Source organism: Providencia sp. PROV236, assembly GCF_033676985.1.
Classification (GTDB): Bacteria; Pseudomonadota; Gammaproteobacteria; order Enterobacterales; family Enterobacteriaceae; genus Providencia; species Providencia manganoxydans.
Map to the genome: position 1 here is coordinate 88,287 of NZ_CP096299.1, position 15,066 is coordinate 103,352.

A 15,066-nucleotide genomic window follows, 5' to 3' on the forward strand; every position below is an offset into this window, starting at 1 on the left:
ATACAATTAACCATTTGTTTAATCCATGATCAGCTGTCGCAACTATCACTATGTATACCCTTTAAATTTAATACATCAATAGTAAACGTTCGCATTAGGTAATCAATATGAACACTAAGTAAACATCCAACAAAAAAGTATGTATTTACTTATTGTATACCTACCAATATGTATCTATCATCTTCTTGCTGATAGTTGCCCTATGACTGAATAAAGACCGCATGTTATTCAGAAAAATGGCAACGATGGTTAGGTATTTGCACTTCCTCCCCTGAAAACAAACAAACAGTGCATAAGATCAGTGACAATTGCGGAAACTTTCAAGGCGATAACTTTCGACCGAGGATAAAGCAGGTGATGGTGGCAATTTTTTCAACCGTACCGTGTACGATGCGATAACTACCCAAGCTAGTAAGGCTAATGTGTAAACAATACCGCACATTACGATCAATGTCGTAAAAGCCGCTTGGATGCCGGGTTGACCTTTCCCATATAAGGTTCTGCATACCGTGTCTTGAATTTTATTATGATTTTGTGGTTTCTTTTCATCTTATTTTAATGATTATAAATAAATAGGTAATGAAAAGATTAATGCCCTAGTGTCCTCCACGATACTATGCCACCCAAGGTCAATAAGACAATTTTGCCTAAAATTCTTTAAAGCAAAAACTGGATCAAAATCTTCGACCCAGTTTGAAATTAAAATAACAAAGTTAATCAGTTATATTTTTTTATGCAGAACTATCTTGGTTGGTCTTTCGAGGCGATAATCTTTGCTAATTGGCTTATTAATCCCATTCCTTTTACCCTTATATCCTTTTTCGTACATGCCAACCCTAGCATCAAATTCAACCGTATCTCCAACCCTAGCATCTTGTAGATGTTTGGTAACATTCATCCAAAGATGATCGGCAACAAATTCGCCTGACAATGTTTCTACAGGTGAAAGCAGTAGCGTTGGTAATGTTAAATCTTTGTAACCTTTTTTCTTACTGCCATGTCGAGTAACCACTCCAACAAACCGCAATCTTTCACCGTCATATTTACTTAAATGTATTCGCATAGACACCTCGCCAACCAAAAACTCTGTAAGACGTTTTTAATACAATATTCATCTTGTACTCATTGTTTAAAAATAAAGCGTAGAGTCTATTCTACGCACCAAAAGAACCATTACCGATCCAGTTCCATACCATCAAGCATGTTTCGTTGAGCAAACACCTCATTGATCAACACACCGACCATTTGCCGCATGTTATCTTTGTGTTCGCCTGTTTCAATACAACGAAAAGCCCATTCCGCGAGCTCAAAACTTTTAGCCTTATCATTGAGGCGTTCTCGCACATGCTCTGTAAATTCGGTTTCGATAAAAGCGACCACATTAACAGGTTCAGACATTAAATTTTTCTCCGTGGATTATCTGATAAAACCATTACTTTTAATGCCGTGCTCCCATAGTATTTATAAAGATCTTTAATAGAAAACTCATAAGAAATTAATAAATATATTATGGGAGCACGGCTTTCATTTATGCTTCAATTTCTTTCTTTTTACGTTTTGGTTTAGCTCTTGGCGGCTTAATATATCCCCCTATTTTTTTCATCGTAGATATCTCTACTTCGCGGCTAATACACCCAACTCCACCAGCGAAACCTCGAAAGATAACTAACATGCTGCCGCCTGTATTCATGCGGCTTTCTTTCATGCCTAAATTGACATCTGGCTCAAGAAACGCAATTCGACCGCCTATGATAAACACAACCTCGTTAGCCCATTCTCTTGCTTTCAAGTACCACCGAGTATCAATAGACTGTGGTATTAACATTACCGTAGTCACCCCCTTACTTTGTTGATTGATTGCAGCATCAATCCAAGGCTCAATTTTTGAGTAAGGTGGATTCAGATATGCAACTGTACCAGGCAAACCCCAATCACTAACAAGCGCGTTTTTCTCTACCCCAATAAAGTTTTCAAATAATGCATTATCTTTATTACATGCGACATCAACCTGAAATTTAAGGGATAATATGATTTCTATTGCTACAACACACCATTTAGGCGTCCGCCATAAATCTTTAAGCGTCAAATCTCTTTTTCTTGAAGTAGCAGTTGTTTTAGCTCCCATGTGTATTTAAATACCTACAATCAAAATAACGATGATATCTCACGGATAATTATCTTCAAGTGCTGTTTTATAATTTAAAACGCTCCCAAAACGATTTTGAAGCCATTTAAAGGAAAAGATAAGGAAACGTATTGCGTAACTATTAAAATACGTTCCCTGATGTACTGGCTGCTTATTTAGCGTAGTGTTTTTTAAACAATTCAACTAAAGGACTGGTAGGAATGATTGTAATATTTTTGCCGACGCGATCGGCGATTTTCATTGCTGGAAAAGTTGCCATTAACTGACCTGCCTGTGTACCTGCTGTCTCAGAAGGATAAGGTCGCGTAGGATTGCTCATCATATTAATACGCATCATTTCAGACGTTGCGGTGTTGTTATTGATAAGACATTCAAAACATAATTGAGTATAGATAGATAACTCAACCCCTTTTAACGCCCATTGAATAATATTCAACACTTTCTCTTTCGCTTTTTTAGGGCATAATTCATAGTTAGCCAATAAAACGCTTTTATCAACACCGAGCTTTTCACAATCTGATTTTGTCAGGGCGTTAATATCTAAACGAGTTTTAGGCTCTGTACTTGTGGCTTTCTTTGGCTTAGGCGCTTCTTCTGAAACAGGTTTAGCCGCCTCGACGGTTTCAATTTTTGCCGAAGTTTCTTCCTCAACTTCAATAACCTCAGCAGGTTTGATAGCCTCGATGTTTGGCTTTTCGTCTTCAAATTGTTCAGACAATTGAGACAGCACCGATCCTAAATCTTCATCAACAACGTTATTAGGTGCAACAACTAAAACACTATTATCGTCTTTGGTTGGCTCTGCCGACAAATCAAGCGAATCAAGCGAATCAAGCGTATTTAATTCTGCCGCAAGTTTATCTAACTCAGACATAGCATCAATCACAATAGGTTCAGACTTTATCTTTTTGTCTTCGACAACATCACTGCTTTGGGGATCTAAAGCAGACAATAAATCATCTAAAGAAAGTTCATTAGTAGCAGTTATTTCTATTGCTGTATTCATTTGTATTTTCCTGTTTTGAATTTGTGAATAACGCTGTTTGCGTTTGATGAATACATTATGAATGACTGAAATAGGCGAGAAAGTGAATATAGTAGGTGAGTGGTGATTTGAGAGGTGGTGCATTTAAATACACCACCATGGTATTAATCAGGCAATTGAAAGAAACCGTATTTTTGCCGAGCTGTAAAAAAGCAATCCATCATGAGTTGCGTGTCATATAAAGCACCATGAGCCTTTTCTTCGTCATACTCATAGCCCAATGCGAATGCAAGTTCTCTCAATGTGGGTCTTTTACCGTCTTGAGTCGCCCACAAACCATGTAACATTGTATCGAACCAAACAAGATCTTGCCGGAGCGATAACCCGCAAAGACTTAATTCGTGTTCTATGAACGGTTTATCAAAGCCCAAGCCATTATGAGCAACAATAGCGGTGGCGTTGTTTAATATTGTTGCTATTGAAGCGGCTTTACTTTCAAACAAAGGCTCTGCAACTAAATCCGACAATTTTACGCCTGTTATTTCATACGCTTTTGCTGAAATTTCCCGCTTAGGATTGAAACGCAAGCTAATATCTTTAATTGTTGCACCCGTAACCAAGTCACGAGCGCAAAGTGCAATTTCAAATATTCTATGCCCGTCAGCATACTCTAAACCTGTCGTTTCAGTATCTACGCCGACAACAATTAAACTCATAACTGTTTAGCACCATTTTTGACAAATGTTACCGCTTTAGTTAAAGCTGCTTTTAAGGCTTCTTGTTCATTGTCGAACACTTCTTCTTTATCCATTTTCGTACCATCTGGCTTGATAGCCGAATACGTCATTTTGCACGAAAAGAGATCAAGTTTAATCATAACAACCAACCCTTTGTGCGCGAACAACATAGGGAATCGGTCCGCTTGTTCAGATTTTTGTATTTCTGTTAATACTGTATTTAATGTTTCTGATACGTCGGCACTTAGCAATCCATAAGCAGTATCGAAAACAGCTTTAATCCCAACAAAAGTCTCGCTTCTTGTTAGTAATTTCTTTTCAAATTTTGTCACAATCTGCTCGATTGCTTCTAACACCTTGCGATCTAATTCTTCGCTAAAATAAAAAGCATCATCATCGTGATAGGTAGTTTCGTCAGTCATTTTTATTTACTCCGTTGTGTGATTAAACTATTTTCCTTTAATCACACAGGCATTAAAGTTTTAGTGAGAGGTGGTAGTTTCGTAACCAAATTGGTCTATGTGTTTTTCGTAAACACCTATCAGCGATTCAACTCGATTATCGAGTTGTTTAATGTTTTCAGGCATGACACGAAATTCAATAGGCGTTGAGAAATTGAAATCAACACAGCGGCGAATTTCGCCTTCCATCAAACTTTGTAATTTCATGCAGTATGCTAGGTGTGTAGAGGCTCTATCCGTTCTTGATTTATCGTCACTCCCAACAAGCGAACCTCTAATTAAAATTACATGGCTAAAATGTTTATCTAATGCTTGGCGAATAGATGTAACAATATCAATCACCGACAACTCAACACTCCGACCTAGTTCAGTATCTAAACTAATTGTTGGAGGGATATACGCTAACGTATAAGAAATGACATCTACGGGCGTTCTGTCAGTAATAAAACTATGATCGGGATAACTGTTGAACAACTCTCGACACACCGTTTCTTGCATGTCGATATATTCCGGTAAAGACATATCAGCGCGACAATCAAATCCGTTTCGCTTCAAGATACCTCTAACATCAGCATCGAAATACGGTATCCCCGTCCTTTCAGAAAAGGCTTTAGCTAGTGTCGTTTTTCCAGACCCTTGAGCGCCGCTTAATCCAAGTTTAAAAATGGTCTTCATTCTTATTTCCAATACATAACGTGTTCAAAAGCAGGTTCGTTCTCTAATTCGTCAAAATAATTAATCACTAATTTGCGAGAGAATTTTGCTTTCAATTCATCCATAGGGAAAAACGTGTCGGCATTTTCAGCATCAGTTTCGATATGAGAAATATAAGCTCTATCGGCAACATCAATAAATTGACGATAAATCTCAGAGCCGCCAATGATGTAAACAGAATGAAGTTTAGCCAGCTCTTTAACTTCCTCGATATCGCGGATAATAGAAAAGCCTTTAGGTTCAAGGTGGGGATTGCGTGATAACACAAAATTAAAACGGTCTTTTAACGGCTTACCCAAACTTTCAGCCGTTTTTCTACCCATGATAACTATTTCATCAAGTGTCTTTTGTTTGAACAATTTGAGATCACGAGGACAGTGCCACGGTAAGGTATTTTCGATACCTATACCGTTGTTCTTAGCGACCGCTGCAATGAGAGAAATCACACTGCACCTCTTGATAATGAATACACGATAGGGCGGTGAGGATGGTTTCTAAAATCGTGTTCATCTTGTCTGTCGGTACAAATAACGGCAATGATTTGACCGCCATTCTCGCGAATATGATCTTTAACTGATTTTAGTTTGAAATGACGACCGACTTCTTTCGGTTTCGGCAAATACAGGTAATCAAAGAAAATACCATTTTCTTTAAGCCAATTTTCCGTTTGTTCCATGTACTCAATCGGTCTATCGTCTGTGATTAAAATGTCACAACCTGTACGCTGAAAGCCTTTTAACATACGAATTGTTGTAATCATTGCATCGTCATATTTAAATCTGTCGTGGTACTCCGACAAACTCCCATCTTTCAGTAAATTAAGACGATTGTTATTGTCAGACAAAACACCATCAATAGTGCAAATAACAAGAGGTTGCATGTGTGAAATATCCTTATTTCGCTACGGGCACTTTAATCCAAGGTTGGGATTGATAACCCAAAATCGAGATCCCTTGCCAATTAAAATCTTCCAATTCACGCCATGAATTAGGGAACACAACAATAGGGTTGTTTTCTTCAATATCTTCACGTTCAAGATAAGTATTCACGCCGTCTTCATGGTCGTTGTATAGGTGAACATCAAAACCAAAGTGAGTGAAATTACCTGCCATGTGATCGGTGATATGCGCTAAAAAATGCGTAATGATGCTATAGCCGGCTATATTGAAAGGCATACCAACAAAGGTATCAACGCTACGCTGAACCATGCCAGTATTAAGTATGCGACGAGGTATATTGTGATGGTCTAACCAATCATGTGTTAACCCGTCCATAAAGCGGTTGTGATCGTCTTGGTTGGCTTCATCCATGATAGGTTTAACAACCAAAGCGAATGCGGCATACTTTGACTCAACATTATGTTCAAGGTGATTAATACCAATTTTAAACGCCATGGTAAGGCGATTTATTGGATCTAACTCTCGACTCCATGCTCCAAATGCAAAATGACACGGTGGCAGCTTCATATCTTCCAACTCACCGACATTCCATGCAGACATAATATTGCGGCGATTTTCAGGGTCATTTCTTAGATTATCGACAATACGTTGTAATTGGTCTATTTCACGAGTGATAGCAAGACGTCCATCAGTTAATTCACCGTCAATAACGTACCCACGACTTTTGATTAACTCATACTCTGCCGTAGTGACAACGCGGGTATCGCGCCATTTACGCCATTGTTTTCCGTAAACGGGTCCAAGTTCGCCATTTTCGTCGCTCCACTGATCCCAAATTTTGACCCCGTTTTCGTTTAAAAACTTAACGTTGGTTAGTCCTTTGAAATACCATTCAAGCTCAACGCAAAGTGGTTTAGCATTAACTGATTTGCCCGATATCATAGGGATTGAACCACCATCTAAAGTGTAGAAACTCGGAATGAAACTAATCCCCACAGTACCCACACCTGTTCTATCACTGTTTGACGGATAACCGTTTTCTGCTATTTCAACAACAATATCTCGGTATGATGAATCATTAAGAGAAGCATAATTATAATTTTCTATTTTATTAGCCATTTTTAAACACCGTAGTTATGTACTTACTTACTATATTCTATATAAGTTAATACGGTAGTAAATAAAAAAAAAGCACACCAGACGGTGTGCTATAAGAGCATGTATTACAATATTGGACAATCGACGTTATAGATATTTAACATCTATATACAAATCAATAAAAGGCGAAACAAATATAGTATGTATATCGATACATATCAATATTTATTTATTGCATTGCTTCACAGTCGGCTACAAAATCGCCTAAATTAACCGGAGATAAAGACTACCAATAACTACTTTTAAATTTGGTACTTGATAAATTTTGATTAGTTGTTATTATAGTCAGCATATGGCAAGAGGTTAGGTACGGCATCCGCCCTTGCGACGACTCAATGAAGAGTTAGCCGATAGTTTTAGTTTGAAAGAAAAGGCTGCGTTCCCGCAGCCTTTTTCGTTTAATAAATCAATATTTAATTTATTAAACATGAGATTACAGCAGAAATTTGACGATACTGATCGGTTTGAACACCTGTATAAATCGCTGCTATAGCATCGGCTAAGTGTTCGTTTTTATTCACCAGTTTTTCAACACCTTTTTCTTTGCGTTTTAGCCAAGGCGCTTCGGGATGGAGTTCATAAGCCCAATTGATAATTTCTTCTTTCGAGGTTGTCTTTTTGTCAGCGACATATTGTTTAATTTCAATCGGGGTCACTTGAATTAGTGGTTTATCAATACAAGCTAAAACGCCAATACAGATACCGTATGAAGTTTGAGCGCGGCTAGATTGGCTACCAACGGGTAATTCACAAAAAACTAACTGAGCCTGGTCAATAATTGGTTTTGCTTTTTTCCAAATCTCACTCGCACGACGTAAATCATCACTGTTTACGCGAACTGTTTTTTTATTACCCGCTTCTGTTTGTGCTAAATCCATACTTTCAATTTTTACGATTTTATTAGTCGTAATATCCAACTCACCAAACACTATCCCGAAATTTGAAAGAGAAGGGTCTAAACCTGCGATCTTAATAATCTTACTCATAATATAACCTGTTGTGTGTGTTTAACTTAAAATGAACCAAACGCAAAACTACGCCCATCAACGGAAATAGCGATCTCGCTGCCCTTTGTGTTGAGTTCTGTTATTACTTCACTTTCCTGTCTTTTACTTGAAGGCTGTTTATCTTCTAAATCATCTGAAAGTAATTGCATTGATATCGGCGCATCAGCCTTGCCAACAAAATACCCATCAGAAAGCAATGCGATCGCGTTTAAATCTGATCGAATTAGTGGTTTTGAATGTCTTACTTGTAATTTATATTTAAAATCACCCACAGATATCAAAAAATCGTTAGCTGTAACGTCAGGGATGCGTTTTTTAATTACTGGTGCTGTAATTTCATTGCTTGGCTTAAAAAAGCTGTCAGAGAGCTTTATATAAAGCGAGTTAATTGCGCCGTGAAAATAAGCGGAAGTGTTGAACGCTTCGTTAAATTCATAATGATTAGCTTTATCAAAAAAAATACTTCTATCTCTTGATAGGTAATCTGAATCAATGACGGAGACACTAGGCATGATAATGTAATCACTTTTAGCACCCAATACGGTATGAGTGCGGATAATCCGCACTGTCAATGATTCAACACCATTCAACATTTGCATCGACAACCACGAATCAACCGATTCAATGGTTTTGTCTGAAAACAATTTGATTAACTTACCTTTGTTTTTATGCCACTCATCTGCGGTTAACAGAACTAAGCCGCTTTTATCCTCTTTGGCGAACTCACCGCCGAATTTCGCTGCATTCCAGTTTTCATCGGTAGTGGAGCTAATCGAAATTTCCGGCTGACTTTTTGAATTAACCGAAGTGTAAATGAGAGACAAATTATGAATGTCTGAAATTGCTATCGCCGAAACGATAGCTTGCTGTAATGATAATTTCTGAACTTCTTTAATTAACATAAGAACGCCCACCTTTAGACTCAACGGTGATTGTCTCTCTAAACCAAGATTTCATTTCTTTGTGTGAGATGATTAAAACCGTACCGCGCTCTCTAGCTTTAACTTCAAGAATTGCCATTAAACGTTCTAAGCCTGCCACGTCCAACGCGTCATCAATTTCATCACCGATAAACAATTGAATATTTTTAGTAGCGCGACTTGCGACCAAATCTTGCAATGCCAATGCCGTTGCAATCCTCACTTTACGCTTCTCACCACCTGAAAGACCCGCGAATGACTTAGACGCTCCCTCTTTGGAAACAGCGATATTGAATTTATCTTTCACTTCACCTTTTTTTGTTGTTTCCATCGTAGACCAAACAGCCGTAATTGTTCCGTCAGATAATGTATTAAGATATTCCGCAGTTTTAGCATTTAAGAAAGGCGTAACATTTGAAAGAATATGGCTACGTACACCTGCTGGACTAAATACTTTTCTAGCAAGTTCTAACACACCGCATTCTTCATCTAATTTTTTCTTATTTTCTTTTAAAACTTTTAAATTATCTTTTAGGAGCGCGGCTTCCTTTTCTGTCTTTTCAATAAGCGCGGCAAATGGGTTTGTTTCCTCAGTAATGGCTTTTAATTTTTCATTTTCCTGATGTAATAACTTATTCGCGGCTATTTCATCGTTTTTTGATTTTTCAACATACGTTCTTTGACGCTGTAACGCGGCTATCTTTTCTAATTCAGCATCTACATTAGGTCTTGACGCTTTTAACGCATTTAACGACAGTTCAGCTTTACTAATTTTGTCAGAAATAGCCGTGATTTCCGGCAAAAGCTCGGTACTGATTTTCGTCATATCAGACCTTGCCTTATCAATATGACCTTTTTTAACCGTCTCTAAATCTGATTCACAATAAGGTTTACCACATTCACTACACGGAACACCGACTTTGGCATTTACAGCCGTTGCATTATCCATGCTCTTTTTAGCTTGGATTTTTAAGCGATCGACTTCACTTTGTTTGACTGCTTGTGACGATTTCGCCTTAGCTATAATAGATTCTACTTCGTGGACTTTGACATCATGCTCTGTAACACTCGATATTTCGGCTCGTATTGCTTTTATTTTTTCATCAATGGATTCAACAGTTGGCGCACCATCATTAGCCATTTGACATTCAGTTAACGCCACCTCAGCAATGGAAACTTGTTTTTTGGCTTCTTCAATTCGCGCAGTTCGGCTTTTTTCCCAACCCTCAGAAGACATTTTCGTTTCTTCGGCTGTTTCGAGTGCGCTAATGAAAGCACGATCAGCAATTGTGATTTTGCCACCGACACCATCACATTCAGCCAATTTAATATTATGCTTATCTCTGGCTATTTCATAAGAATGAGTAAGTCGGTCCACTCCCGCAGCTTCTTCAACAATAGCCTTTAAGTTTTTATCCGTCATTCCCGGCAAATCAGGCATGTTTTCTTGGCTGGCGTAAATTGATGCAAGGAAAACGTCTTTAGATGACCCGATTAATTTTTCAATAAATTCTTGGGTTAATTTATCAGTACCTTTAGTCAGATCACCATCCTCACAAGAAACCATCAGGCGATTTTTGTACGTCTTATGAGCGCGGTGGCGAATAACCGAATAACGTTTCCCGTCTTCATCTTCGACAATCACAGCAACACGACAATTAGATTCATGACCCGTGCTTAAAACATCATCCGATTTCAAACCGTTAGCTGTTTCACCGTAAATGACCCAACAAAGCGCATTCATTAAGGTTGATTTGCCAGAACCGTTACTATTAGCCGAAGTGTCGTCAGTGTTTTTACCTTGGATTAATATTAATCCGCGATCATTCAATTCAACTTCCGCCTCTGCAATACGCATGAAGTTTTCGATCGTCATTTTGATAAATTTCATTACTCTTTACCCTCTGCATGAGACAAAATATCTTCACAAGCCGCTGTTAACTTTGTTACATCAATTGACGGATCGCTTTTTGATAACAATAAACAATAATTACTGACGGACTCTTTCAAGCTATCAATCTTCGCTGTACCTGCTGTTGCCGTAGAAGCACCAACCAAAGAGGATCGTTTAGTAAAGTTTCTAGCAACACCTGTCGCACCCAATAAGCGCACCATATCTTCGATTTTCTTGCCGTCTTCATCAGCCTCAATGACAGCGCGAATACGAACGTAGTTGCCTTTGATTAGCGATTCGTCCATATCTTCTTCAATTTCAATAAATTTCGGCGCTTTAGTTTCGTGTTGGCTATACTTTCCATCTTCATGAATAAGCATATAACCCGCCGTTGTGCCGATATCACCCCAATTTTGGTGAGTCAAAGCACCTATAGAAATGACACCAGGTATAACTTCTTTGTGATTGTGATAATGACCGGAGAAAACATAGCGGAAACCCAAGCCTTTAAATTCTTCTGCTTCCATGCCGACATCAGGCATACCGGGTATTGCTTTGTTAATTGACGTATGGATGATTAAGTCATTTGGCACTGTAGGGTCGAGGGTTTTGGACAGCTCTTTAATCGTGTTGAGTAATGATTTGTGGTCGTTGTACCAACTAACCATGTGAACCTTAACACCGTCGATATCAAACGTTTGTGGTGTTTGAGAGCAGACAATATGAGCACCTATCTTTGTGAACGAAGCAGAAGCATTTGCGGCAAATACGGAATCATTTGTTTCTAAATCATGATTCCCTGCAAGAATATACATATCCAAGCCAAGTGTATTGATGATCCAATCGTAAAGCTCAGAAGTGTAGTGAAGAACGGTAGGAGCTATTGATCCGCGAACATGAAAAACATCACCACCATGAAATAACGCTTTCGCCCCTGCATTTTTAGCAGCAATAGCGGCTTCTTTAGTTGCGTCTAATTGAATTTTAAGACGTGAGTTCATACCATCATGAGAAGTCTTAGAAAAGGCATCCCATATATGGTAATGGGTGTCTGATATAAGACCGTATAGCACATTATTCATTATCATTTACCTTTTAATATGTATCTACTTACTTATTAATTGAGTTGCATGATAACAGAATTGATAAGGCGAGGAAGTTAAATTACATAATCTGTACGGTTGGTTGGTTCGGCAGTTATGTCATAAAAATAACTGCCAATGCTTTACTTTTTATCTCTATGCCATGATAGGTTAACAACGTTATTGTCTTGTATTGAAACAGGCGGCTCTCCTAGCGAATTATCAATATCATCAACAATTTCTCTTGTGACTTTTTCGATATATATCGCGGTTAGTTTAGATTCCTTTGTGAGAAAGTGACCGTAAGATTTTCTAATCACTCTTTCAACTTCTTTGATATCTTTACCTGCCATTGCTAAATGATTAAATTTGGCGTGTATTTTTAGTATTTTATCTAAGTTACCAGCAACAACCTTAGCTACCTTACCAAATCGCAATATTTCACCTTTCGGATTAACTAATGCAATCACCTTTCCAATTGATAATCTATCAAGCCATGTTGTACCTACACGTAACGTATTAAAATAATCGAAGCCTAAGCCAAGATAGGACGGTCTAAACGTTAAAGATGGAACAAACCTAGCACATGATCTTATCGCTACTTCTGCATCCGTTTGGTGGGGATTTAAAGCAATCTGAATAGGGCAGTTAGATGTTATTGCACAAATCTGGCAAAGGTTATCATTTCTGGCTCTGATTGATTCAGGCTCAATAGTATAAACACCTGACTCTAAGCGCCTAACTCTTTTATGTTTTTGTTTTATTTCATCCATCACGGCTTGCCTTTTAAAGATTTTATCAGGCAAGCATATAATAAATTTTAGGCGTTGTGCCGAAATGCCTTATTTTTTATCTTTGATGATTGTTCTGATGATCGGGAATTGTATTACCGGTTTGTGTGACTGCTCCTCGCCCGCATTGGGCGAGGGTTTACGGCGTTTTTTGCTAAATAGTGATTTTTGAACTTACAAAGCCACTCTTTTGATAAAAAATCCCCATCAAAATGAAAACATAAACACAAGCTTTCCAAGGAACCATTTTTGTAAACTGACAATAATTTATCTACGTTAGCACTTTTGACAAAATTACTTATTTGCATATCAAATACATACCTATATTTTTTATACATGGGCTTTACTGTGCTACTAACAAACTGTCTAGTGACACCTCTAGCTATCATCTAATGTGATGATAGCTAGAGATATTTCATCATAATTTACTGATAAGTAGATCAAATATAGTAGGTTTATTTACAGTTAGGTTTTTATTCTCACATTTAGGACAATAGGAATAAATATCAACACCACTGATTAAACTGTCAGATTTAGGGTATACTATTTTTTTCCAATTGCATTGATTACATTTATAAATTAATGGGTTGGGTTGTTTCATTTTGTAAATAAGTTTTAAATAGATTAAGAATTGAGTTTGTTGAATCAGGAAGCTCAACCTTCATTGTTTCTTCATTAAAACGAGTTTTTAAAACCTGAATATATGCATATCCTACTGCTTTAGTTATAGCAGCTGCCGTAACACCAGAGACCACTCCACCGACGATAGAACCACCAACTGGAATTAGTTTTAATGTATTACTAACAATGCTTTTTCCAACTTGAGCTAATGCTGTCATGCCTAAAAGCCCAGTAATCACAGGAATAGCGTGAGCTTCTTCTGAGGTTAATTCAAATTCAGCATTTATGTCATATACTAATTTCAGTTTTTCCATAGTCTTTTGTTATAAAAACAAAGCCATTAACAGGTGCTATATCTATTGAGTAATCCCCTAAATCTACCTCGTAATCATCTGTTACAATATCGCAATTAGAAATGTCAGGTATAAACTTAGCCAGCTTCTTTTTAATGTTTACTATCCATAGTCCACCAGCTTCACAATCTCTAGGCATAGGTCTTGTTTGAATAACGCTATAACGTCCTTTTTCTGCTAATACAGCACAATCAATATATTCATTACATCCTTCTAATGGCGTTCCCTCATCAATCGTTTTTACATCATCTAACTCATTCCATGTAACCGCTCCAGCACTAGCTGTAACAAAAAAACAAACTAAGCATATTGATTTTAAAAAGTTTTTTCAATTTACTAATTTCCTATTTAGTATCACTAAACGACCGTATAGCGGAATTTTTACCGCTATACTGACTTTTCGTTAAGAATGTCCTTTTTTATCTTTTAACATTGCATCTCTGAGTATGGCATTCATTCTAGTTTGATAGCCTTTACCTTGGCTTTTTAGCCAATCAATAATATCACTATCAATTCTGACTGTTGTAGCGGTTTTGACAGGTTTGTAAAACTTCCCTCTTTGACCTTGTGACCATAGTTCAATCGGTAATTCAGGGATCTCAGAAGTGTTAATGCTTGAATCATCTATCTCTGAAAGTTGTTTTAATCGTGATTTTTGTGTATAAGTTAAGGGTGGAAGCTCTCCTCGTTTAATAATAGTTTTGCTCATACACTAACCTCTCATTTTTATAATTTGACTTAATTTTTCTCACTATGAATATTCCAATGCCTTTTTACTGTTGCTATTCCGATCCCTAACCTTTTAGCGACCTTACTTTGACTCAAACCTGCTTTTTTTGCTTCCTGTATAGCATCAGAATTAACGCTAGACCCTTTTGGTCTACCTAATGCTTTTCGCCTTCTGTGACTGCTCCCCACCCGCATGGGCGAGGGTTTGTGGCGTTTTTTGCTAAACATTTTATGCCTTCGTGTTTACGTATTCCCATACAAGCAACAACTTGTTCACCGATTTTCATCTCAATTCTCCATATTAAATTACTTATTTTTCATTATTTATCACATAAGTAGAGATGAAATAATTGATGAAATGGGAGTTATTACCGTTATTAACAGGGTAGATCCAATAATAAGTTCCTTATAGATCAAATAAAAGATCAAAGAGATCCCCGTGTTGACAACACCTAGAACCGCAAGGCTTTAGACGCTATTCGTGACCACTATAAAAAGTAAAAAGACCATTATAAGTTGAAAAAAGACCTCTATAATGAGCGTTAAGACTGATGAAAATAGTAAACATA

General features: G+C 37.5%; 18 protein-coding genes. All 18 read right to left on the reverse strand.

All coding sequences use genetic code 11. The features are described from left to right. Positions 1-721 precede the first annotated feature (721 nt). The 18 genes from M1E96_RS21965 to M1E96_RS22050 all read right to left on the reverse strand — a co-directional run bounded on the left by M1E96_RS21965 (position 722) and on the right by M1E96_RS22050 (position 14,784). Positions 722-1,063 carry a hypothetical protein gene (locus tag M1E96_RS21965; protein ID WP_349481118.1) on the reverse strand — a complete coding sequence of 114 codons (342 nt, stop codon included), beginning with the start codon at positions 1,061-1,063 and terminating at the stop codon, positions 722-724. Between the two features lie 110 nt (positions 1,064-1,173). Continuing rightward, complete coding sequence (locus M1E96_RS21970) at positions 1,174-1,398, reverse strand: hypothetical protein (RefSeq protein ID WP_349481117.1); 225 nt, start codon at positions 1,396-1,398, stop codon at positions 1,174-1,176. 130 nt (positions 1,399-1,528) lie between these two features. Next, positions 1,529-2,125 carry a phage N-6-adenine-methyltransferase gene (locus M1E96_RS21975; protein WP_369097427.1) on the reverse strand — a complete coding sequence of 199 codons (597 nt, stop codon included), beginning with the start codon at positions 2,123-2,125 and terminating at the stop codon, positions 1,529-1,531. Between the two features lie 172 nt (positions 2,126-2,297). Beyond that, the gene (locus M1E96_RS21980; RefSeq protein WP_369427565.1) at positions 2,298-3,152 is read right to left on the reverse strand and encodes a hypothetical protein; all 855 of its coding nucleotides are present in this window, start codon (positions 3,150-3,152) and stop codon (positions 2,298-2,300) included. A 143-nt stretch (positions 3,153-3,295) separates the two neighbouring features. Continuing rightward, complete coding sequence (locus M1E96_RS21985; RefSeq protein ID WP_349481114.1) at positions 3,296-3,847, reverse strand: 3'-5' exonuclease; 552 nt, start codon at positions 3,845-3,847, stop codon at positions 3,296-3,298. Continuing rightward, entirely contained in the window at positions 3,844-4,290 is a 447-nt protein-coding gene (locus M1E96_RS21990) for a hypothetical protein (protein WP_349493645.1), read from the reverse strand. Before M1E96_RS21990 ends, M1E96_RS21985 begins: the two co-directional genes overlap by 4 nt. 60 nt (positions 4,291-4,350) lie before the next feature. Next, positions 4,351-5,004 (reverse strand): AAA family ATPase, encoded by a 654-nt coding sequence (locus M1E96_RS21995; protein WP_369427566.1) that lies wholly within the window; start codon positions 5,002-5,004, stop codon positions 4,351-4,353. A 2-nt stretch (positions 5,005-5,006) separates the two neighbouring features. Beyond that, entirely contained in the window at positions 5,007-5,489 is a 483-nt protein-coding gene (locus M1E96_RS22000) for a dihydrofolate reductase (protein WP_369427567.1), read from the reverse strand. Continuing rightward, positions 5,486-5,923 (reverse strand): hypothetical protein, encoded by a 438-nt coding sequence (locus M1E96_RS22005; RefSeq protein ID WP_349493648.1) that lies wholly within the window; start codon positions 5,921-5,923, stop codon positions 5,486-5,488. The genes M1E96_RS22000 and M1E96_RS22005 overlap by 4 nt, the downstream gene beginning before the upstream one ends. A gap of 13 nt (positions 5,924-5,936) precedes the next feature. Then, positions 5,937-7,061: a thymidylate synthase gene (locus M1E96_RS22010; RefSeq protein ID WP_349493649.1), complete on the reverse strand. Its 1,125-nt coding sequence runs from the start codon at positions 7,059-7,061 to the stop codon at positions 5,937-5,939. 452 nt (positions 7,062-7,513) lie between these two features. After that, positions 7,514-8,086 (reverse strand): hypothetical protein, encoded by a 573-nt coding sequence (locus M1E96_RS22015; RefSeq protein WP_349493650.1) that lies wholly within the window; start codon positions 8,084-8,086, stop codon positions 7,514-7,516. A 26-nt stretch (positions 8,087-8,112) separates the two neighbouring features. Next, positions 8,113-9,009 carry a hypothetical protein gene (locus M1E96_RS22020; protein WP_369427568.1) on the reverse strand — a complete coding sequence of 299 codons (897 nt, stop codon included), beginning with the start codon at positions 9,007-9,009 and terminating at the stop codon, positions 8,113-8,115. Continuing rightward, positions 8,999-10,918: an AAA family ATPase gene (locus tag M1E96_RS22025; protein ID WP_369427569.1), complete on the reverse strand. Its 1,920-nt coding sequence runs from the start codon at positions 10,916-10,918 to the stop codon at positions 8,999-9,001. The genes M1E96_RS22020 and M1E96_RS22025 overlap by 11 nt, the downstream gene beginning before the upstream one ends. After that, a complete protein-coding gene (locus M1E96_RS22030) occupies positions 10,918-12,003 on the reverse strand; it encodes an exonuclease SbcCD subunit D (RefSeq protein WP_369427570.1) in 1,086 nt (361 codons plus the stop codon). Before M1E96_RS22030 ends, M1E96_RS22025 begins: the two co-directional genes overlap by 1 nt. Positions 12,004-12,146: 143 nt before the next feature. Next, positions 12,147-12,776, reverse strand: coding sequence for a hypothetical protein (locus M1E96_RS22035; protein WP_369427571.1), 630 nt, complete (start codon positions 12,774-12,776; stop codon positions 12,147-12,149). Positions 12,777-13,366: 590 nt separating this feature from the next. Next, entirely contained in the window at positions 13,367-13,729 is a 363-nt protein-coding gene (locus M1E96_RS22040; protein ID WP_369427572.1) for a hypothetical protein, read from the reverse strand. A gap of 442 nt (positions 13,730-14,171) precedes the next feature. Next, entirely contained in the window at positions 14,172-14,477 is a 306-nt protein-coding gene (locus M1E96_RS22045) for a BrnA antitoxin family protein (protein ID WP_369427574.1), read from the reverse strand. Between the two features lie 175 nt (positions 14,478-14,652). Then, positions 14,653-14,784, reverse strand: a complete 132-nt coding sequence (locus M1E96_RS22050) for a hypothetical protein (protein WP_369427575.1) — start codon at positions 14,782-14,784, stop codon at positions 14,653-14,655. Between the last annotated feature and the right edge of the window lie 282 nt (positions 14,785-15,066).